This window comes from Rhodocaloribacter litoris (assembly GCF_011682235.2).
Taxonomy (GTDB): Bacteria; Bacteroidota; Rhodothermia; order Rhodothermales; family ISCAR-4553; genus Rhodocaloribacter; species Rhodocaloribacter litoris.
Genome location: NZ_CP076718.1, coordinates 3,743,835 through 3,763,769, shown reverse-complemented (window position 1 = coordinate 3,763,769; position 19,935 = coordinate 3,743,835). Strand labels below are relative to the sequence as shown.

At 68.0% G+C, this 19,935-nt stretch carries 11 protein-coding genes; 6 read left to right on the top strand and 5 right to left on the bottom strand.

The genetic code is table 11. The annotated features are described in order from the left end of the window. The first annotated feature begins 8 nt into the window (after positions 1–8). The 6 genes from GQ464_RS15570 to xylB all read left to right on the top strand — a co-directional run bounded on the left by GQ464_RS15570 (position 9) and on the right by xylB (position 10,526). The gene (locus GQ464_RS15570) at positions 9–2,363 is read left to right on the top strand and encodes a glycoside hydrolase family 3 N-terminal domain-containing protein (protein WP_166977014.1); all 2,355 of its coding nucleotides are present in this window, start codon (positions 9–11) and stop codon (positions 2,361–2,363) included. 54 nt (positions 2,364–2,417) lie between these two features. Beyond that, on the top strand, positions 2,418–3,875 hold the full coding sequence (locus GQ464_RS15565; RefSeq protein ID WP_166977011.1) for an MFS transporter: 1,458 nt from the start codon (positions 2,418–2,420) through the stop codon (positions 3,873–3,875). Between the two features lie 19 nt (positions 3,876–3,894). Beyond that, entirely contained in the window at positions 3,895–5,067 is a 1,173-nt protein-coding gene (locus GQ464_RS15560; RefSeq protein ID WP_166976989.1) for an endo-1,4-beta-xylanase, read from the top strand. A 20-nt stretch (positions 5,068–5,087) separates the two neighbouring features. Further along, a complete protein-coding gene (locus GQ464_RS15555; protein WP_166976987.1) occupies positions 5,088–7,697 on the top strand; it encodes a glycoside hydrolase family 3 C-terminal domain-containing protein in 2,610 nt (869 codons plus the stop codon). 90 nt (positions 7,698–7,787) lie between these two features. Next, a complete protein-coding gene (locus GQ464_RS15550; protein WP_166976985.1) occupies positions 7,788–8,966 on the top strand; it encodes a TIM barrel protein in 1,179 nt (392 codons plus the stop codon). Positions 8,967–8,993: 27 nt separating this feature from the next. Next, positions 8,994–10,526 carry a xylulokinase gene (xylB, locus tag GQ464_RS15545; protein WP_228350352.1) on the top strand — a complete coding sequence of 511 codons (1,533 nt, stop codon included), beginning with the start codon at positions 8,994–8,996 and terminating at the stop codon, positions 10,524–10,526. Positions 10,527–10,561: 35 nt separating this feature from the next. Here xylB and GQ464_RS15540 read toward each other — a convergent pair whose 3' ends face one another. The 5 genes from GQ464_RS15540 to GQ464_RS15520 all read right to left on the bottom strand — a co-directional run bounded on the left by GQ464_RS15540 (position 10,562) and on the right by GQ464_RS15520 (position 19,877). Further along, positions 10,562–11,380 carry an SDR family oxidoreductase gene (locus tag GQ464_RS15540; RefSeq protein ID WP_166977134.1) on the bottom strand — a complete coding sequence of 273 codons (819 nt, stop codon included), beginning with the start codon at positions 11,378–11,380 and terminating at the stop codon, positions 10,562–10,564. Positions 11,381–11,481: 101 nt separating this feature from the next. Then, on the bottom strand, positions 11,482–13,713 hold the full coding sequence (locus tag GQ464_RS15535; protein WP_166977136.1) for an alpha-glucuronidase family glycosyl hydrolase: 2,232 nt from the start codon (positions 13,711–13,713) through the stop codon (positions 11,482–11,484). Between the two features lie 8 nt (positions 13,714–13,721). Then, positions 13,722–14,969: an enolase C-terminal domain-like protein gene (locus GQ464_RS15530; RefSeq protein WP_166977138.1), complete on the bottom strand. Its 1,248-nt coding sequence runs from the start codon at positions 14,967–14,969 to the stop codon at positions 13,722–13,724. A 160-nt stretch (positions 14,970–15,129) separates the two neighbouring features. After that, positions 15,130–16,854, bottom strand: a complete 1,725-nt coding sequence (locus GQ464_RS15525; RefSeq protein ID WP_166977140.1) for a RagB/SusD family nutrient uptake outer membrane protein — start codon at positions 16,852–16,854, stop codon at positions 15,130–15,132. A 56-nt stretch (positions 16,855–16,910) separates the two neighbouring features. Further along, on the bottom strand, positions 16,911–19,877 hold the full coding sequence (locus GQ464_RS15520) for a SusC/RagA family TonB-linked outer membrane protein (RefSeq protein ID WP_228350351.1): 2,967 nt from the start codon (positions 19,875–19,877) through the stop codon (positions 16,911–16,913). Positions 19,878–19,935: the final 58 nt, after the last annotated feature.

The window sequence follows — 19,935 nt, the reverse complement described above, 5'->3', positions numbered from 1 at the left end:
GACACGCCATGCATCTTTTCAATAAACGATCTTCCGGGGAGATAAGCGAGCCGGAGGTGCCGGCCGCCGCGCCGTACCGCGACCCGGCGCGGCCGGTGCCGGAGCGCGTCCGCGACCTGCTGGCGCGGATGACCCTGGAAGAGAAGGTGGCCCAGATGCTGTGCCTCTGGCAGCAAAAGACCGGCACCCTCGTCGACGCGCAGGGGCGGTTCGACCCGGCGCTGGCGCGGGCCTCGTTCGTGGCCCGGCACGGCCTCGGGCAGGTGGGGCGCCCGAGTGACGCCGGCACGAGCGGGCACGAACCGGAGAAGGGCCGCACCGCCCGCGAACAGGCCGCGCTGGCGAATGCCATCCAGCGGTTCTTCCTGGAGGAGACGCGCCTCGGCATCCCGGTCCTCTTTCACGAGGAGTGCCTGCACGGGCTGGCGGCCGTCGGGGCCACGAGCTTCCCGCAGCCGATCGCCCTGGCCTCCACGTTCGACCCGGCCCTGGTGGAGGCCCTCTATGCGATGGCCGCCCGCGAAGCCCGGGCGCGCGGCGTGCACCAGGCGCTGACGCCCGTCCTGGACGTGGCCCGCGACCCGCGCTGGGGCCGCGTCGAAGAAACGTTCGGCGAAGACCCGTTCCTGGTGGCCACCCTGGGCGTGGCGGCCGTGCGCGGCTTCCAGGGCGACGGCACCTTCCGGGACGGGCGGCACGTGCTCGCCACGCTGAAGCACTGCGCCGCACACGGGCAGCCGGAAGGCGGCATGAACTGCGGGCCGGTGAACGTCTCGGAGCGCGAGTTGCGCGACGTCTTCCTCCATCCGTTCCGGGAAGCCGTCCGGAAGGCCGGCGCTGCCAGCGTCATGGCCTCCTACAACGAGATCGACGGCATCCCCTCGCACGCCAACCGCTGGCTGCTGCGCGACGTGCTGCGCGGCGAGTGGGGGTTCGAAGGCTTCGTCGTCTCGGACTACTACGCCATCCTGGAGCTGTTCGACCGGCCCGAGACGCACGGCCATCACGTGGCCCGCGACAGGAAGGAGGCGGCCCTGCTGGCGGTACGCGCCGGCGTCAACATCGAGCTGCCCGACCCGGACTGCTACCCGCACCTGGCCGAGCTGGTGCGCGAAGGCCTGCTGGAGGAGGCCGAGCTGGACGCGCTGGTGGCCCCGATGCTCGCCTGGAAGTTCCGGCTGGGCCTGTTCGAGGATCCGTACGTGGACCCGGACGAAGCCGAACGCCTGGCCGGCTGTGCGGAACACCGGGCGCTGGCGCGCCGGGCCGCCACCGAGGCCATCATCCTGCTGAAGAACGACGACGTCCTGCCCCTGGACCCGGCGCGTCTCCGCACGCTGGCCGTCATCGGTCCCAACGCGCACCGGAGCCTGCTCGGCGGCTACAGCGGCGTCCCGAAACACAACGTGACGGTGCTCGACGGGCTCCGCGCCCGGCTCGGCGACCGCGTGGCGGTGCATTACCACGAAGGCTGCCAGATCACCGTCGGCGGGTCGTGGCACGAAGACACGGTGGTACGGCCGGACCCCGAGGAGGACCGGCGCCGGATCGCCGGGGCCGTGGCGACGGCCCGCGAGGCCGACGCCGTGGTGCTGGTGCTCGGCGGCAACGAGCAGACCGCCCGCGAGGCATGGTCCCGCACCCACCTGGGCGACCGCACGAGCCTCGATCTTTTCGGGCAGCAACAGGAGCTGGCCGAAGCCGTGCTCGCGCTGGGCAAGCCCACGGTGGTACTGCTGCTGGGCGGTCGCCCGCTCTCGGTGCCGTACCTGGCCGAACACGCCCCCGCGCTGCTCGAATGCTGGTACCTGGGCCAGGAAACGGGCCACGCCGTGGCCGACGTCCTCTTCGGCGACGCCAGCCCGGGCGGCAAGCTCCCCATCAGCATACCCCGCTCGGTGGGGCACCTGCCCGTCTTCTACAACCACAAACCCTCGGCACGGCGCGGCTACCTCTTCGACGACGCCTCGGCGCTCTTTCCCTTCGGCTTCGGACTCAGCTACACCACCTTCGCCCTGGAGAACCTGCGCCTGGAGCCGGCAACGATCCCGCGCGACGGCACCGCACGCGTCCGGATCGACGTGACCAACACCGGCGACCGTGCCGGCGCGGAGGTCGTCCAGCTCTACATCCGGGACTGCGTCAGCTCGGTGACCCGGCCGGTGAAGGAGTTGCGGGGCTTCGAGCGGGTGCACCTGGCCCCCGGCGAGACCCGCACCGTGACGTTCGACCTGACCCCGGAGCACCTGGCCTTCCATGACCTCAACATGAACTACGTCGTCGAGCCGGGCGACTTCGAGATCATGGTCGGCTCGTCCTCGCGGGACGAAGATCTCCAGCGGATCATGTTGCACGTGACATGATGTCGGCGCCGGAGGCCGTGCCCGTCCCCCACCCGCCCGCAAACCGCATCCTGCATGAAACCGCACCCGAACACGCCGGCCCTCGCCGTGCCCGTCCTCGACCGCAGCCGCCCGCGCCTGACCCTCCGGGAGAAGGTCGGCTACAGCCTGGGCGACCTGGCCTCCAACATCTACTTCCAGACCTTCGTCGTCTTCCTGCCCATCTTCTACACGGACGTCTTCGGCCTTTCGGCGGCCGCCATGGGCACGATGCTGCTGGTCACCCGCATCTTTGACGCGGTGGGCGACCCCCTCATGGGGATGATCGCAGACCGGACCCGGACGCGCTGGGGCAAGTTCCGGCCCTACATCGCCGGGTTTGCCATCCCGCTGGCGGTGGGCGGCGTGCTGGCCTTCACGACCCCGGACCTGGGCGAGACGGGCAAGCTGGTCTACGCCTACGTGACCTACATGCTGCTCGTCGTGTTCTACACGGCCGTCAACGTGCCCTATTCGGCGCTGATGGGCGTCATCACGCCCAGCTCGGTGGAGCGCACGGAGGTTTCCACTTACCGCTTCGTGGCCGCCTTCATCGGACAGTTCATCATCGGGGCCACGGCGCTGACGCTGGTGGACCGCCTCGGCGGCGGCGACGAACGGCTCGGCTGGCCCTACACGATGGCGGTCTACGGGGTGCTCGTGGCCGGGCTCCTGCTGACGACCTTCTTCCTGACGCGCGAGCGCGTGCAGCCGACTCCGGCCCAGCAGGGCCGCATCGGCGAGGACCTGAAGGACCTCCTCCGCAACCGCCCCTGGGTGCTGATCGGCGTCGCCACGGTCTTCCAGCTGACCTACATCGTCATGCGCGGCTCGGCCACCCCCTACTATTTCCGCTACTTCGTTCAGGACCAGCAACTCACCCTGTTCGGGCTGACCCTCGACCTGAACTACACCGTCTTCACGTCCTCCTTCGTCACGGTGGGGACGGTCTCCACCCTGATCGGGGCGATCTGTACCGGGCTGTTCACGAAGCGGTGGGACAACAAAAGCATCTATTCCGGCTTCCTCATCGCCAGTGCCCTGCTGTCCGTCCTTTTCTTCCCGCTCGCGCCGGAGAACGTGCTGCTCATCTACGGCCTGAACGTGCTCCTGTCGTTCTTCTTCGGCTCGGTGTCGGTGCTGCAATGGGCCATCTACACGGACACGGCCGACTACGGCGCGTGGAAGTTCGGGCGGCGGGCCACCGGCCTCATCATGGCAGCCTCGCTGTTCATGCTGAAACTCGGGCTCACGTTCGGCGGTGCCCTGGTCGGGTGGATCCTGGGACTGCACGGGTTCGAGGCCGGCACCGCACAGTCCGAGACGGCCCTCTTCGGCATCCGCCTGCTCATGAGCTTCTACCCGGCCCTTTTCGGCATCGCGGGCGGCCTCATCATGCTTGCCTACCCCCTGACCGGCCGGATGATGCTCCAGATCGAAGCGGACCTGACGCGCCGGTCCGGCGAAGACGCACCCCTTTCGTCCACCCCCTGAACCATCCTCCGAGCGAACGATGCCCTACCGTCTCGACGGGCTGAGGCCCGTGCTGTTGCTGGCAACCCTGCCGTTCGTGGCGGCCTGTGAGCCGCCCGCCTCCGGTCCCGCCGCCGACCCGGAGCCGGCGTTGAAGGACGTCTTCGAGGGAGCGTTCCTCATCGGGGCGGCGCTGAACCCCGAACAGTTCTACGAGCGAGATTCCCTGGGGGCGGCGCTCGTCAAGAAGCACTTCAACACGATCACGCCGGAGAACGTGATGAAGTGGGAACTGATCCATCCCGAGCCGGACCGGTACGACTTCGAGGCGGCGGACCGGTTCGTGGCGTTCGGGGAGGAGAACGGCATGTTCATCGTCGGGCACACGCTGGTGTGGCACAACCAGACGCCGCGCTGGGTCTTCGAGGATAGCACCGGCGCCCCCGTCTCCCGCGAGGTGTTGCGCGCGCGCCTGCGCGACCACATCCACACGGTCGTGGGACGCTACCGGGGGCGGGTGCACGGCTGGGACGTGGTGAACGAGGCGCTGAACGAGGACGGCACGCTGCGCGCGACGCCCTGGCTCCGGATCCTGGGCGAGGAGTACCTGGCGATGGCGTTTCGCTTCGCGCACGAGGCCGACCCCGATGCGGAGCTGTATTACAACGACTACGGCCTGGAAAACCCGGCCAAGCGGGACGGCGCCGTGCGGCTGGCGCGCCGGCTGATGGAGCAGGGTGTGCCGATCACCGGCATCGGCACGCAGGGACACCACCATCTGGCGCCGGATGTGCCCACGCCCGAGGCCCAGGCGGCCACCCTCCGGGCCTTCGGCGACCTCGGCCTGGACGTCATGGTCACCGAGCTGGACCTGGCCGTGCTGCCCCGGCCCCGCCAGTACTGGGGTGCCGACATCACACAGCGGGCCGAGCTGCGCAACGAGTTGAACCCCTACCCGGACGCCCTGCCCGACTCGGTGCAACAGGCCCTGGCCCGGCGGTACGCGGCACTCTTCAGGGTCTTCCTCGAACACCGCGACGTCCTCGAGCGCGTCACCTTCTGGGGCGTCACCGACGGCGACTCGTGGCTCAACAACTGGCCCATCGCCGGGCGGACGACCTACCCCCTCCTCTTCGACCGCCACTACCGCCCCAAACCCGCCTTCCATGCCGTCGTCCACGTGGCCGACTCGATGCTGTCCGCCCGTCCCTGAACCGCACGGTACCCCTCGTCATGACCCGAACGCTTCCGGCGCTCATCCTGCTGCTGGCCGCCTGCGCGGCGGCCGCCCAGCCCTTCCCCTTCCGGAACCCGGACCTCCCGCTGGAAGAACGGCTGGACGACCTGCTCGGCCGCATGACGCTGGAGGAGAAGGTCTCCCAGATGACGAACGCCTCGCCGGCCATCGAACGGCTCGGAATCCCCGCCTACAACTGGTGGAACGAGGCCCTGCACGGGGTGGCCCGCTCGGGGCTGGCAACCGTGTTCCCCCAGGCTATCGGGCTTGCGGCGACGTGGGACGACACGCTGCTCCACCGCGTGGCCGTCGCCATCTCGGACGAGGGCCGGGCCAAGTACCACGTCTACGCCCGCAAAGGCAAGCACTACCGCTATCAGGGGCTGACGTTCTGGTCCCCGAACATCAACCTGTTCCGCGATCCCCGCTGGGGGCGCGGGCAGGAGACCTATGGTGAGGACCCGTACCTGACCGGCCGCCTGGCCGTCGCCTTCGTCCGGGGCCTGCAGGGAGACGATCCCCGCTACCTGAAGACCGTTGCCACAGTGAAGCACTTTGCCGTACACAGCGGCCCGGAGCCGGAACGCCACACCTTCAATGCCGTCGTCGGCCCGCGCGACCTCCGGGAAACGTACCTGCCCCACTTCGAGCGGGGCCTGCGCGAGGGCGGTGCCCGGTCGGTCATGTGTGCCTACAACCGGGTCGGCGGCGAGGCGGCCTGTGCCAGCCCCACCCTCCTGCAGGATATCCTGCGGGACGAATGGGCCTTCGACGGCTACGTCGTCTCGGACTGCTGGGCGCTCGACGACCTCTACCGCAACCACCGCCTCGTCGACACGCCGGTCGAGGCGGCGGCGATGGCCCTGAAGGCCGGCACCGACCTCGACTGCGGCAACCAGGTCTACCCTCACCTCGTCGAGGCTGTCCGGCAGGGCCTGGTCAGCGAAGCCGAGATCGACGCGGCCGTGCGACGGCTCTTTCGCGCCCGCTTCCGCCTCGGCATGTTCGACCCGCCGGAACGCGTTCCGTATGCGGCCATCCCGTACGAGGTGGTCGACCGTGAAGCACACCGGGCCCTGGCCCGTGAGGTGACACGCAAGTCCATCGTCCTGCTCAAGAACGACGGGGTGCTGCCCCTGCGCAAAGACCTCGACACCCTGGCCGTCATCGGCCCGAACGCCGATCAATGGCTGATGCTGCTGGGCAACTACAACGGGGTGCCGGGCACGCTGGTGACCCCGCTCGAAGGCATCCGCCGCGCCGTGGCCCCCACCACCGTGGTGCGCCATGCCCGCGGCAGCCGCCTCGCCGACGACTTCCCCCACTTCGACGTCGTCCCGGCCGGCGTCCTCTTCGGCCCGGACGGACGCCCCGGCCTCCATGTCGAATACTTCGACAACCGCGCCATGGCGGGCCCGCCCCGCTTCACCGGCCGCGACACCACCCTCGACGCCAACTGGCACGATCGCGCCCCCCATCCGGACTTCGACGACGACGACTTCGCCGTGCGCTGGACGGGCACGCTCCGCCCCGCCCGGAGCGGCACCTACACCCTCGGCGTCATCGCCACGAGCAGGTTCACCTTCCACCTCGACGACAGCCTCCTCATCCGCTCCAGCTACCGGTACATGGACGAGCTGGGCGACCCGCGCGTCGTCGCGGCCGGACCGATGCACCTGGATGCCGGGCGGGACTATGCGCTCCGGCTGGAGGCACACGAAGGCTACGGCGACGCCCAGGTACAGCTCGTCTGGGACGCCCCCACCGGCGACCTGGCAACCGAGGCCGTCGAGGTGGCCCGCACGGCCGACGCCGTGATCCTCTTTCTGGGCCTCTCGCCCCGCCTCGAAGGCGAAGAGATGGACGTCGCCGTCGAGGGGTTCCGGGGCGGCGACCGCACCCGGCTCGACCTGCCCGGCCCCCAGCAGCGGCTCCTCGAACGGATCGTGGCCCTGGGCAAGCCCACGGTGCTCGTCCTGCTCAATGGCGGCGCCCTCGCCATCCCGTGGGCGGGCGCCCACGTGCCGGCCATCGTCGAAGCCTGGTACCCCGGCCAGGCCGCCGGCACCGCCCTGGCCGACATCCTCTTCGGGGATGCCAGCCCCGGCGGGCGCCTGCCCGTCACCTTCTACCGCCGCACCGAAGACCTGCCTCCCTTCGAAGACTACACCATGAAGGGGCGCACCTACCGCTTCTTCGAAGGCACACCGCTCTATCCGTTCGGCCACGGCCTCAGTTACACCACCTTCGCGTATGCGGGCCTGCGCACGGACCGGAACACCCTCTCGGACGGCGACACGCTCACCCTCCTCCTCGACGTCACCAACACGGGGGAGCGCACCGGGGACGAGGTGGTTCAACTCTACGTCCAGTACCCGGCCTCGTCCGTCCCCCGCCCCCGCCTCGAACTCAAGGGGTTCGACCGGCTGACGCTTGCCCCCGGCGAGACACGCACCGTCGTGCTCCGCCTGCCCGCTTCGGAACTGCGCTACTGGGACGAAGCCGCCGCACAATGGGTGCTCGAGCCCGGACCGGTACGGTTGCTGGCCGGCGCCTCCTCCGCAGACCTCCGGCTCGAAACGACGATCGACGTCCGGCCCCGGTGAAACGCCGTCCCCCGATTTGATTATCTTGACGAACCAGCCAACGACCGACCCGAACGAACCTGTCATCCACCCAACAGACTGCAACCGACCATGCCTCTGCAAGACCTGCGCGGCCAGGCCGAGTCCCGCTCGCCCGAGGCCCTCATCGACCACCTGAACCGGTTTGAACTGGACCTCAAGTTCACCGCCGGCATCTGGTTCTTCTCCCCGCCGGACAGCCGTTTCCACGCCAAGTACAAGCCCGACCTGCCGCTGGAAGCCCGCCTGGAGATCGCGGCCTCACTGAAGGACTACGGCCTCGCCGGCCTGGAGGCCCACTACCCCAACGAGATCAACGAGGACAACCTGGCCGTCTGGCAGCAGTTCACCCGCGACACCGGCATCCGCCTCGTCACGGTCATCCCGCTGCTCTTCTACGACGCCGAGTTCGAGTTCGGCTCCCTCTCGAACCCCGATCCGCAGGTGCGCCGCAAGGCCATCGAGCGCACGAAGGCCTCGCTGGCCCTGACGAAAGCGCTCGACGGCGACTTCGCGGTCGTCTGGCCCGGCATCGACGGGTATGAGAACCCCTTCGGGATCGACGTGGCGGCCATGCGCCGGCGCTTCGCCGAGGGGCTGGCCGAGGCGATGGACGCCGTGCCGGGCGTGCGCATCGCCTTCGAGCCGAAACCGTACGAGCCGCGCGGCCGCATCCTCTACTCGACGACCCCCGAGGGGGTGCTCCTCGGCCACCAGGTGGAGGCGATGCTCACCCATGAAGAGAACCGCCGCCTGCTCGCCGAAGGGCACAAACTCGTGGGCATGAACCCCGAGATCGGGCACCTGCTCATGGGCTACGAGGACGTGTCCTACGCGCTGTCCTGGCCGCTTTCGGAGGGCCGCCTGGCACACACGCACTGGAACAGCCAGCCGCTGGGCAACTATGACCAGGACCTGAACGTGGGCGTCATCTCGCCCGAGCAGATGGAGGCCGGCCTCTACACGCTCAAGATGCATGGCTACACGGGCCACTTCGGCATCGACATCAACCCGGAGCGGATGCCGGTGGACGTGGCGCTGAAGATCTCGATGGACGCGCTCCGGGCGGCGAACGAGCGCATCAACCGGCTGGACCACGCCGCCATCGTGGAGGCAACCCTGAACCCGGCCCGGCACCGGGGTTTCATCGAGGCGTACCTGATCCGGGCCCGGGCGCCGCAGGGCCTGGTGCTGCCCCCGATCGAGGAAACGCTCCGCTCCGTCGAGCCGGCGACGACCAGCCTCTCCTGACCTTCGCGCCCCATCTCCGAACCACCCATGAGCCATTTCCTGGGCATCGACGTCTCGACGACGGCCACCAAGGCCCTGCTCATCGACGAGGCGGGGCGGGTGGCGGCCGTGGCCTCCGCACCGCACGATCTGTCCACGCCGCGCCCGCTCTGGAGCGAGCAGGACCCCGCCGCGTGGTGGGAGGCCACCGGCCTTGCCACGGCACAGGCCCTCGCCGCCGCCGGCCTCACCGGCGACGCCGTGCAAGCCGTGGGCCTGACGGGGCAGATGCACGGGCTGGTGCTGCTCGACGCGGCAGGACGGGTCCTGCGCCCGGCCATCCTGTGGAACGACGGGCGGGCGAGTGCGGAGTGTGACGACATCCGCGCCCGCCTCGGCCTCGACCGCCTGGTGGCCCTCACCGGCAACGACGCCTTCCCCGGCTTCACCGCGCCCAAGCTGCTGTGGGTGCGCCGGCATGAGCCCGACGTCTACCGGCGGGTCGCACAGGTCCTCCTGCCGAAGGATTACGTCCGCTTCCGCCTCACGGGCGGCTATGCCACCGACCGCGCCGGGGCCGGCGGCACGCTGCTGCTGGACCTGCAGCGGCGCGACTGGAGCGACGAGGTGCTGGCGGCGCTCGAGATCCCGCGGGCCTGGCTGCCCCCCACGCACGAAGGGCCGGAGGTGACCGGCACCGTCACGCCGGAGGCCGCCGCCGTCACCGGCCTCCGCGCGGGCACGCCGGTGGTGGCCGGCGGCGGCGATCAGGCCGCGCAGGCCGTCGGCGTCGGGGCGGTGGCGCCGGGCATCCTGGCGCTCACGCTGGGCACCTCCGGCGTGGTCTTCGCCCCGGCCACACGGCCGCTCACCGACCCGCGCGGCCGCGCCCACGCCTTCCCCCACGCCGTGCCCGGCCGCTGGCACCTGATGGGCGTGATGCTCTCGGCCGCGGGCAGCCTCCGCTGGTACCACGACACCTTCGCCCCGGAGCTCGACTACGACGTCCTCCTGGCCGAGGCTGCCGGCGTGCCGCCCGGCTGTGAGGGCGCCGCCTTTCTCCCCTACCTCTCCGGCGAGCGCACGCCTCACGCCAATCCCTTCGCGCGCGGCGTCTTCTTCGGCTTCACGCTGCGCCACGGGCGGGGCCACGCCACCCGCGCCGTGCTCGAAGGGGTGGCCTTCGGCCTGCGCGACAACCTCCGGCTGCTCGGCGAGGCCGGCGTCCCGCCGCCGGCGGAGGTGCGCCTCTCGGGCGGCGGCGCCCGCAGCCCCCTCTGGCGCCAGATCCTGGCCGACGTGCTGGGCCTGCCCCTGACGGCCCCGCAAACCACCGAGGGCGCTGCCTACGGCGCGGCCCTGCTGGCCGCCGCCGGGACCGGCGCCTGGCCCGACGTAGACGCAGCCTGCGCGGCGACCCTCACCTGCACGCCCGTCGCCGAGCCGCATCCCGAAGCCGTCGAGCGGTACGAGGCGGCCTACGACACCTTCCGCCGTCTCTATCCGGCCCTCGAACCCCTCTTCACGGCCGGCCGCGAGCAACCCGCCGAGCCGGCCCGGGACACCGCCGCCCCGGGATGACCCGCCCGGCCACGGCACGGCGAACCCCGGCGTCGTCAGAGACCGCTGAAGGCGCTGAAGCCGCCGTCGACCGGGATGACGGCGCCGGTGACGAACGAGGCGGCGTCGCTGCAGAGCCAGAGCACCGGCCCCTGCAACTCCTCCGGCCGGCCGAGGCGTCCCATCGGGGTCTTCGCGATGACCTTCTGCGTCCGCTCCGTGTACGAGCCGTCCGGGTTGAGCAGCACGTCGCGGTTCTGCCGGGTAATGAAGAAGCCCGGCGCGATGGCATTCACGCGCAGGCCCTCGCCGTGGCGCCGGGCCAGATCCACGGCCATCCACCGGGTGAAGTTATCGATGGCGGCCTTGGCGGCGGAGTAGCCCATCACCCCGCTGAGGGCCTGAAACGAGGCCATGGACGAGATGTTGACGATGCTGCCCGTCCCCTGCCGCGCCATGGCCTCGCCGAAGATGAGCGTCGGATAGACGGTACCGTGCAGGTTGAGCCGGACGACCTCGTCGAAGGCGTCGAAGGGCAGGGTGAAGACGGGCACGTCGTCGGTGCGGGCCCGGGCCACGTTGCCGCCGGCCGCGTTGATCAGGATGTCGACACGGCCCCAGGCGTCGAGTAACGCGTCGCAGGCGCGGCGGAGCGCGGCCTCGTCGAGCACGTCGGCGATCAGCGGGATCGCCTCGGCGCCGGTGCGGCACAGGGCCTCCGCGCACGCTGCGGCCGCCTCGGGGCGGCGACCGAGGACGGCCACCTTCGCCCCGGCGCCGGCCAGGGCTTCGGCCATCCGGCTGCCCAGCACCCCGTACCCGCCCGTCACCACGGCGACGCGGCCGGTCAGATCAAACGGATTCGTTCCGGGCATGGGTTCTTCTGGGTGAGCGATGCGTCGTGCAGATTGCATGGGCCCGGAAGCCGTGCCCCCATGCAACCCGCGATTTTGCCCGGTATCTCCCGGGAAAGCCGTCAGATACCGGGGGCGTGGGGGAAACGGAGCGCGCGGTAATGGTCGAGCGGGTGCGCGGGCGGCTCCAGCCCTGCCGGGATCGGGCGACGCGAAAACGTCTGAAAATACGACACGCAGGCATCCCGCCACCAGCGGGCCTCTTTTTCCTGGATACGCAGGAAAGCCGCCACCTGTTCGTAGCGCCGCGCGTCGATCAGGCCCTCGAGCTGCCGCCACGTGGCCCGCATGGCCCGGACGGCCTCCACGCCGGCCGTGTAGCGGTGCACCAGTTCGTCCCAGAGGGTCCGGCCGGAGGCCATCCGGTGATCCCACGGGACGTGGTGAAACCAGAGCAGGAATTTCTCCGGCACGGTGTCGAGGTGCCCGTAGATCGAGTCGAGGGGCGGGAAGTACTGGCTGACGGCGTTGCTGCCGGTGGCGGTGCGGTCGAAGCCGATGCCGAGGGTGTCGGCGCGGTGGTAGTAGACGGCGGTCCAGTCGGCACGGGGGGCGTCGTCGTACCAGGGTGCGGGGCCGTAGTGATGCCCCGGCCCCATCAGGTGCGCCAGCCCCAGCGGGGTCATGTAGTTGACGGCGGCCTCCCGGGAGCCGAGCATCATCTGCTTCACCGGCCGGACGAAAGCCGGATCGTGCGTGAACGTCAGGCGGATCCACTCACCGGCAAGGGTGTCGGGGGAGAGGGTATGGTCCCAGGCGAGCCGTCCGAAGGCATACCAGTTGGCCTGGTCGAAGTGCGAGCCGGTCCAGTTGCGGTCGGTACCGGTGTTGGCCACGCCGGCGATGCCGGTGCGGGTGTAGCCGTGGAGCGTGCCGTCGACGACGCGGGCGACGGTCGACCCCGGCCCCCGGGCGTAGGTGTCGGCGGTGAGCACCTCCGTCCACATCGGCGCCAGGTAGACCAGGTGTGTGGCGAACCCCAGGTACTCCTTGGTAATCTGGAACTCCATCATGAGGGGCGTGCGGGGCATCGCCCCGAAGAGGGGGTGGAACGGCTCGCGAGGCTGAAAGTCGAGCGGGCCGTTCTTGACCTGCACGAGGACGTTGTCCCGGAACTGCCCGTCGAGCGGGACGAATTCGTTGTAGGCCTGCTTGACGCGGTCCTCGGGCTTGTCGGCGGCGTAGACGAAGGCCCGCCACATGACGATGCCGTCGTAGGGGGCCAGGGCCTCGGCCAGCATGTTGGCGCCGTCGGCGTGGCTGCGGCCGTAGTCCTGGGGGCCGGGCTGCCCCTCCGAGTTGGCCTTGACGAGGAACCCGCCGAAGTCGGGGATATAGCGGTAGATCTCGGCCACCTTGTCGCGCCACCAGGCTCGTACGGCCGGGTCGAGGGGGTCGGCGGTGGCGAGCCCGCCGATCTCGATGGGCGCGCTGAAGCGGGCCGTCAGGTAGACGCGGAGGCCATAGGGACGGAAGACGCCGGCCAGCGCGGCGGCCTTCTCCAGGTACATGGGGGTGAGTACCAGGGCGTTGGCATTGACGTTCGTCAGGACGGTTCCGTTGATGCCGAGGGAAGCGTTGGCGCGGGCATAGTCGGTGTAGCGGGGGTCGAGATAGTCCGGCAGCTTGTGCCAGTCCCAGAGGGAGAAGCCCGCATAGCCGCGCTCGACGGTGCGGTCCAGGTTGTCCCAGTGGTTGAGCACGCGGTGGCGTACCCGGGGCGCCGCGGCGACGTCGAGGCCGTCGAGGTGCCGGTGGAGCTGGAGCAGGCGCAGCAGGTGGAACGTGCCGTAGAGGGTCCCCACTTCGGTGGCGGCCGCCACCACGAGCAGGCGCCGCCCGTCGACGGTCGTGTCGAGCAGGCGGTAGCCTTCGGGGCCGAGGGCGTCCAGGTCCAGCCCCAGCCCGGCGATGAGGGGGGATGCGGCCGGCGTGCCCACCACGAGCGCCCCGTCGCGGGAGACCGCGCCGGCCTCGGGAACGGTCTCGCCCAGCAGCCCGCGCAGCCCGCACCGCAGCTCGCGTCGCACGGCCGCCGCCGTGGGCGTCTCGCCGGCGACCACCACCTCGGCCAGACGCGTGCGATAATGCGCCCGCAGGGTGGCATCCTCCACGAGGCGGTAGCGGAGCCACAGCTCATAGCCGTCCTCGCCCGGCTCGTCCGGCACCGGGGCCCTGTCCCCTGCCGCCGGCACCGGCAGCAGGACCAGCAGGAGCCCCAGAAGCGTCAGGAGAGGCGCTGCGCCCCCCGGGCCGGCGCACCGCCGGTCTCGATCGTGTCGAAGCTCGTTCATGCCGCTCCTCAACAGACCCGGATCTCCGGCACCCGCGCATCGGCCGGGTCAGCCCAGCGGTCGTTCGGGATCAGCGGCGCCCAGCCGGGCCGGAGCGGGTCCTGGTCGTACGGATAATTGCCCAGGCGAAGGTAGTGCTCATGATAGCGGGCCACCCGCTCCCGATCGAGGCGGACCCCGAGTCCCGGCCCTGTTGGGACGGCCAGCGTACCCTCTGCGTAGGTCATCTTGCCCCCTTCGATGATGTCGTCCGTCAGGTGATGGTAATGTGCGTCGGCGGCGAAGGTCAGGTTGGGTAGCACCGCGCCCAGGTGCAGCATCGTCGCCAGCTGGATGCCCAGCTCGCCGGAGGAATGCACCCCCACGCTGAACCCGAACGCCTCGCAGATGGCCGCTGCCTTGAGGCACGGCCGGATGCCGCCCCAGAACGTCGTGTCCAGCAGGATGACGTCGACGGCCGTGTCGAGGACGTTGGCGGCGAGCTGTTCGAAGTTGACGACGACCGTGTTCGTGGCCAGCGGAAGGCGCACCTTTTCCCGGACGCGTCGCATACCGTGCAGTCCGAAGACGGGATCCTCGAAGTAGTCGTTTGCCAGGTCTTCGATCTGCCGGCCGAACCAGACGGCCTGTTCGACGGACCACACTCCGTTCGGGTCGAAGCGGAGCCGGTCCTCCGGCAGGGCTTCGGCCAGGGCCCGGAAGCACGCGAGCTCGTAACGGGGGGGAAACACGCCGCCCTTGAGCTTGAACGTCTGGAACCCGTAGCGACGCTTCAGGGTCCGGGCCTCCTCGATGAGTTGCTCGATGGTCCGCACCTCCCGCACACCGTTCGTGGGATGCGGATACCGGAAAAAGAGGTAGGCGGCAAAGGGGATGCGGTCGCGCAGGCGCCCGCCCAGGATCTCCGAGACGGGCACCTCCCACTGCTGCCCCAGCAAGTCCAGGCAGGCGAACTCGACGGCGGCGGCCACCTGGAGGCGGTTGTTGTAGAGCGAGGCCGTCGGGTTCGCAATCAGAAAGCGCAGCTCTTCGAGCCGGGCCGGGTCGTGCCCGAGCAGATACGGCTTCAGGGCGGCGACGGCGGCCGTAGCGCTCTCGCCCCCACCGCCCAGCTCACCGAGCCCGACCAGCCCTTCGTCCGTCTCCACCTCGACGATCGTCCGCACGAACCGCCCCCAGTGGCACCCGTTGGCATGCCGCAGCGGCGCCTCCAACGGCACCGACACGGGAGTGGCCCGGATATCGACTATTCGCATGCTCCTTTCGTCCCTCCGAGGGTAGCAACCGGCGTCCTTCAGCGAACGGGCCGCACATCATGAAGTAAAGTCATTTTATCTCTATATCCCAAGCTAATCACAATGGCGTTGCTTGTTCAAGCACCAGGTCGGTTAATTTTCGAAGCATCCGCCCCGGGGGTCAGTAGCCCGGATTCTGTGGATAGCGGGGGAAGCTTCTGAGAATCTGGTTCGTGGGGATGGGACGGAGCAGGTGATATTCCCGGATGTTGGGGGCGGCTTCCGGGTTATATTTCCGGGTGCGTTCGAGCAGCTTACCCGTACGCTTGAGGTCGAACCAGCGTTTTTGCTCGCCATAGAGTTCGCGGGATCGTTCATCCAGGAGGAAATCCAGGTCGAGCTGGACCGGTGTGATGTCGATCGCCTCGTTGCCGACGCCAGGGCAGGCGGCTCGCCGTCGGACGGCATTCACGTATGCCGTGGCTTCGGCGGTGCGCCCGAGCATGAGCAGGGCCTCGGCGGCATTCAGGTAGGTCTCTGCCAGGCGATAGACGATGAAATCCCGCGAGCCGGCCGTATAGTTGACGGACTCCCGTTTCCAGTCGTCGAATTTCTTCAGGGAGGGAAACAGGTTAATGGGGCGCTGTTCCCAGGTGGTGATCACGGCACCGGGGTTACGCTCGCGAATGGCCTGGATCTCCTCCGGGGTGATGCCGTTATTCGGCGAGACCCAGATGGCCGTGTCTCCGACGGCTGCCCCCGGCGGCATGTTGCCGTTGTTCGGATCGTTGTAGTACCAGACGTCCTGGAAAATGTCATGGTAGCGGCAATCGACATCAAGGGGTGCGGCGGCGCGGAAGTTTTCCAACCCCCACTGCGTCGGCCGAAAGCGGATCCACGGCCGTCCGTAGCCGGGTTCGAGCGAGCGCGTGATGCCGGGATTGTAAAATTCGTAGTGCGGGCGGAAGAAGAGATGCATGCGGTTACCGAGCGGGTTGCCGCTGCCGTCGAACCCGTTCAGGCGAGGGTCCTGGTTATACTGGACGGACCAGATGACCTCCGCATGCTGTTCGTTGTCGTGGTCAAAGACGGCCGCATAACGGTCGAGCAGGTGGAAGTTATAGTCCTCGATGACGCTGCGGGCCAGTTCATAGGCCTCGGTGAAGTCCGCCTCGGCCGGACGCCCCGGTGCACTTCCCCAGCCGTTGAGGTTGGTGGGCAGGGTTTTTTTCCAGGCACGCGTCAGCAGCACGAGCGCGAGCATGTGTTTGGCGGCTGGTTCGGTGGCCCGGCCCCACTGTGGAGGTGTGGCCGGCAGTGCCGCAATCGCATCACGCAGGTCCTGCTCGATGGCGTCATAGATCCCCGGCTCCGGCGTGCGGTTCGCCTCCAGTTCCATCCCCTGCGTTTCCTCCAGCGTCAGATGCACCGGGCCGAAGGTCTGCACCAGGATGAAGTAGAAATGCGCCCGGAGAAATTTCGCCTCCCCGACGAGGCGGTTTTTTTCGGCCTCGGACATGTCCGTGATCTCCGCGGCCCGGCTGATGGCAGCATTGGTCGTGTTGATCCCGGTGTAGAAGACATCCCAGAGCACGTTCACCGGTGTGGCGTCGCCGTTGAGCTGGGCCGTGTACTGGTTCATGTACTGGAAGGAGCCATGCCCTCCATTCGTGGTGGCGTCGGTGCCGAAGACGGTCAGGTTGGCGCCCTGTTCGTCCGCATAGAAGTTGCGCAGGAAGGAGTAGGAGGCATTGACGGCGTCCCGGAGTCCCTGCGGGGTGTTATAGTAGGCATCGACGGTGATGCCGGAGACGATCTCCTCCTCGAGCACGTCGCAGGCCGAGAGCCCCAGCACAGCACCCAGCAGGAGGAGTAGAACACGGGAGAAGCGTTTCATTGCGCTCATGGTGTCAGTCGAAACAGGGGGAGAAAGACCTACCGGCTGGCTGCAGCCGGCGCCGGTCAAAACGTGACGTTGAGGCCCAGCGTGTAGAGGCGGGGAGCCGGTACGTTATCGTCTTCCACACGCCCACCGTACATCTCGGGATCAAGACCTCCTTCCAGACGCGAGAAGACCAGCGGCGAGTTGGCGCTCACGTAGACCCGCATGTACTGCATGCCGAAACGGGATAGAAACGCTTCCGGCAACGTATAGCCCAGTTGCACGTTACGCACCTTCAGGAAGTCCCCCGGTTGATAGCCCCGCGTCGAACCGTAGATGGGATTCTCCTGCGTACGATTGGGCCGGGGTGCCTCGTTGGTCGGATTATCCGGCGTCCAGTAGTCCAGATCCAGGTTGTTGAAGCGGCTGGCCAGGGTGCTGTTTTGCACCTTGAAGTCATTGAAGATGGTGTGCCCGAAGCTGCCGAAGAGGAAGAAGGAGAAGTCGAAATTCCGGTAGCGGAACCGGTTGGTGATGCCGCCCGAGATCCTGGGCAGGTCGGTACCGAGAATTACGCGATCTTCTTCGTTGATGACTCCGTCCCGGTTCACGTCGCGCACCTTGATCTCGCCCGGGCGCTGGCCGTAGGAGGCGGCCTCTTCGGCTTCATCCAGTTGCCAGATGCCAACTTTCTCGTAGTCGTACCAGACGGTGAGGGGATGCCCGATGAACCAGCCGTTGCCCACGTCATCTTCTCCCGTACCGTAGAGATCAAGGATTTTTTCCTCGTTGCCAAAGAGCGTCAGGTCGGTGCTCCAGCTGAAGACGGCGGTTTCGACGTTGAGTGTTCTGAGGTTGAGTTCGTAGCCCCGGTTACGGGTCTCGCCCAGGTTGGTCGTCACGCTGGCAAATCCCGAGGTGATGGGCAACTGGCGCTCGAGTAGCAGATCGGTCGTACGGGTCTGGTAGAGATCGATCGAACCCGCAATGCGGTCGTCCCAGAGGGAGAAATCGAGGCCCAGGTTCACGGTGGTGGACGTTTCCCACTTCAGGTCCGGATTGGCGATGGCACAGGGCCGGAAACCGAAGGCCGCTTCATCGCCGAAGAGATAGTTCGTGCGGCAGAGAGCCCCCCGGGTCTGATAAGGGGCGATGGCCTGGTTGCCCGTCTGCCCGTAGCTGAGCCGCAGTTTCAACTCGGAGAAGAGTCCCTGCCCAGCCATGAACGGCTCGTCGCTGACGACCCAGCCCAGCCCCACGGAGGGGAAAAAGCCCCATTTGTTACCTTCGGCCAGCACCGAAGCACCGTCATAACGGCCGGTCAGGGTCAGCAGGTAGCGGTCCTTGAACTGGTAGTTGACCCGTCCCATGAACGACATCAGCCCCCACTCGGCCAGGGTGCTGCCAAAATCCTGCAGGTTTTCCGAAGTCCCCAGGTTGTAGAAGAGCTGTGTTTCGTAAGGCAGACCGGTTCCTTCCAGCCAGGAGGATTCACGGCGGTAGGACTGGATGCCGAACAGGCCGGTGACATCCAGGGCATGATCCGGGGCCAGTATGTGTTCGTAGGTGATGATGTTCTCCAGCGTATAGGCAAAGATGTCGTCGGTTTCATAGCGCGCCAGCGGAGAACCCTCCTGCCGGGCTACTGAGATGCTTCCCTGAAACAGACCGCGCCGGTACTTCTGCACATCCGGCCCGAAGTTGACCCGGTATCGCAGGGACTGCGTCAGGTCGAGTTCGGCGAAGAGGTTGCCGAAGACCCGGGTGCGCGTGCGTTCGTCGAGATAGTTGCCGGGTTCGAGGTCGGCCAGCGGGTTGAACAGCAACGGGTCGGCTCCTGGCCGGAAGATGAGATTTCCATTTTCGTCGTAGGGCACGCTCAAAGGATTCATGGCCACGGCCGACCCCAGCGGATTCGACGCATATTGCTGTACCTGACGTGAGATCTGGGCAGCGGTCCCGAGACGAAAACGGGAGGAGACGTCATGATCCAGGTTGACACGGAACGTATAGCGCTCGAACCCCTGGCTGCGGATGATCCCCCGTTCGTCGAAATAATCTCCCGCGAGATAGAAGCGGGTGGTGGCGTTTCCACCCTCCACACCCAGGTGATGGTTCATGCGGTAGCCGCGCTCGAGCAACAGGTCCTGGTAGTCGGTGCTGATGCCCCGCGCCAGTGCATCGAGTTCGGCCTGGGTGAAAATTTCTTCGTCAGGCGGAATTTCCCCGGTAAGCGGGTCACGGCTGGCCTCCCGGCGCAAGTCGGCAAATTCCCGGGCGTTCATCATGTCGGGCCGGCCCAGAGCTTCCGTGGCGCCGGCATAGGCGGCATAGGTCACGCGGGTTGGATGGTTGCCGCCCCGGTTCGTCGTGATGAGCACAACGCCGTTGGCCCCGCGCGAGCCGTAGATCGCCGTTGCGGAGGCATCCTTGAGCACTTCGATCGATTCGATGTCCTGCGTGCTGATGTCATTGAGCCCTCCTTCGAGCGGGATACCGTCCACAACGAAAAGTGGATCGTTCGAGGCCGTCAGCGAACGGCGCCCGCGGATGCGAAGGGTGACACCCTCCCCCGGCCGGTTCCCCGCCGCCAGCGCCACCACACCCGTCGTGCGTCCCTGCAACACCTGGCCGGCATCGATCACGGGCAACTCCTGGATCTCCCGCGTCGGGACCGAGACGATCGCACCGGTGATGTCCCGCCGTTCCTGAGCCCCATAGCCCACCACGACGAGCTCCGCGCCGGTGAAGACCTGCGGCTCCAGCACCACATCGATCACGGTCCGTCCCTCAACCGGGACCTCCACAAGCCGGTATCCGACAAATGAAAACACCAGCGTATCCTGCGGTGAGGGAATCGTCAACTCATAGCGCCCGGCGATATCGGTCGCCGTCCCAATGGTCGTGCCCTTGACGGTCACATTGGTTCCCGGAAGCGCTTCTCCCTGCTCCGAGGACATGACCCGCCCCCGGACGGTATGCTCCTGCGCCAAGACCCGCTGGACAAGGCTCCCTGCAAGCAGAAGACAGACGAGCAGCCGTGCCATAAAGCCGTATGGTTAAGGTGAACAGGACGCGCAACGAACGGCAACCGGACCAATCATC

Bases quoted from the DNA above. Each gene is read 5' to 3' on its own strand.
- GQ464_RS15570 (WP_166977014.1), top strand. From the start codon at position 9: ATGCATCTTTTCAATAAACGATCTTCCGGGGAGATAAGCGAGCCGGAG.
- GQ464_RS15565 (WP_166977011.1), top strand. From the start codon at position 2,418: ATGAAACCGCACCCGAACACGCCGGCCCTCGCCGTGCCCGTCCTCGAC.
- GQ464_RS15560 (WP_166976989.1), top strand. From the start codon at position 3,895: ATGCCCTACCGTCTCGACGGGCTGAGGCCCGTGCTGTTGCTGGCAACC.
- GQ464_RS15555 (WP_166976987.1), top strand. From the start codon at position 5,088: ATGACCCGAACGCTTCCGGCGCTCATCCTGCTGCTGGCCGCCTGCGCG.
- GQ464_RS15550 (WP_166976985.1), top strand. From the start codon at position 7,788: ATGCCTCTGCAAGACCTGCGCGGCCAGGCCGAGTCCCGCTCGCCCGAG.
- xylB (WP_228350352.1), top strand. From the start codon at position 8,994: ATGAGCCATTTCCTGGGCATCGACGTCTCGACGACGGCCACCAAGGCC.
- GQ464_RS15540 (WP_166977134.1), bottom strand. From the start codon at position 11,380: ATGCCCGGAACGAATCCGTTTGATCTGACCGGCCGCGTCGCCGTGGTG.
- GQ464_RS15535 (WP_166977136.1), bottom strand. From the start codon at position 13,713: ATGAACGAGCTTCGACACGATCGAGACCGGCGGTGCGCCGGCCCGGGG.
- GQ464_RS15530 (WP_166977138.1), bottom strand. From the start codon at position 14,969: ATGCGAATAGTCGATATCCGGGCCACTCCCGTGTCGGTGCCGTTGGAG.
- GQ464_RS15525 (WP_166977140.1), bottom strand. From the start codon at position 16,854: ATGAGCGCAATGAAACGCTTCTCCCGTGTTCTACTCCTCCTGCTGGGT.
- GQ464_RS15520 (WP_228350351.1), bottom strand. From the start codon at position 19,877: ATGGCACGGCTGCTCGTCTGTCTTCTGCTTGCAGGGAGCCTTGTCCAG.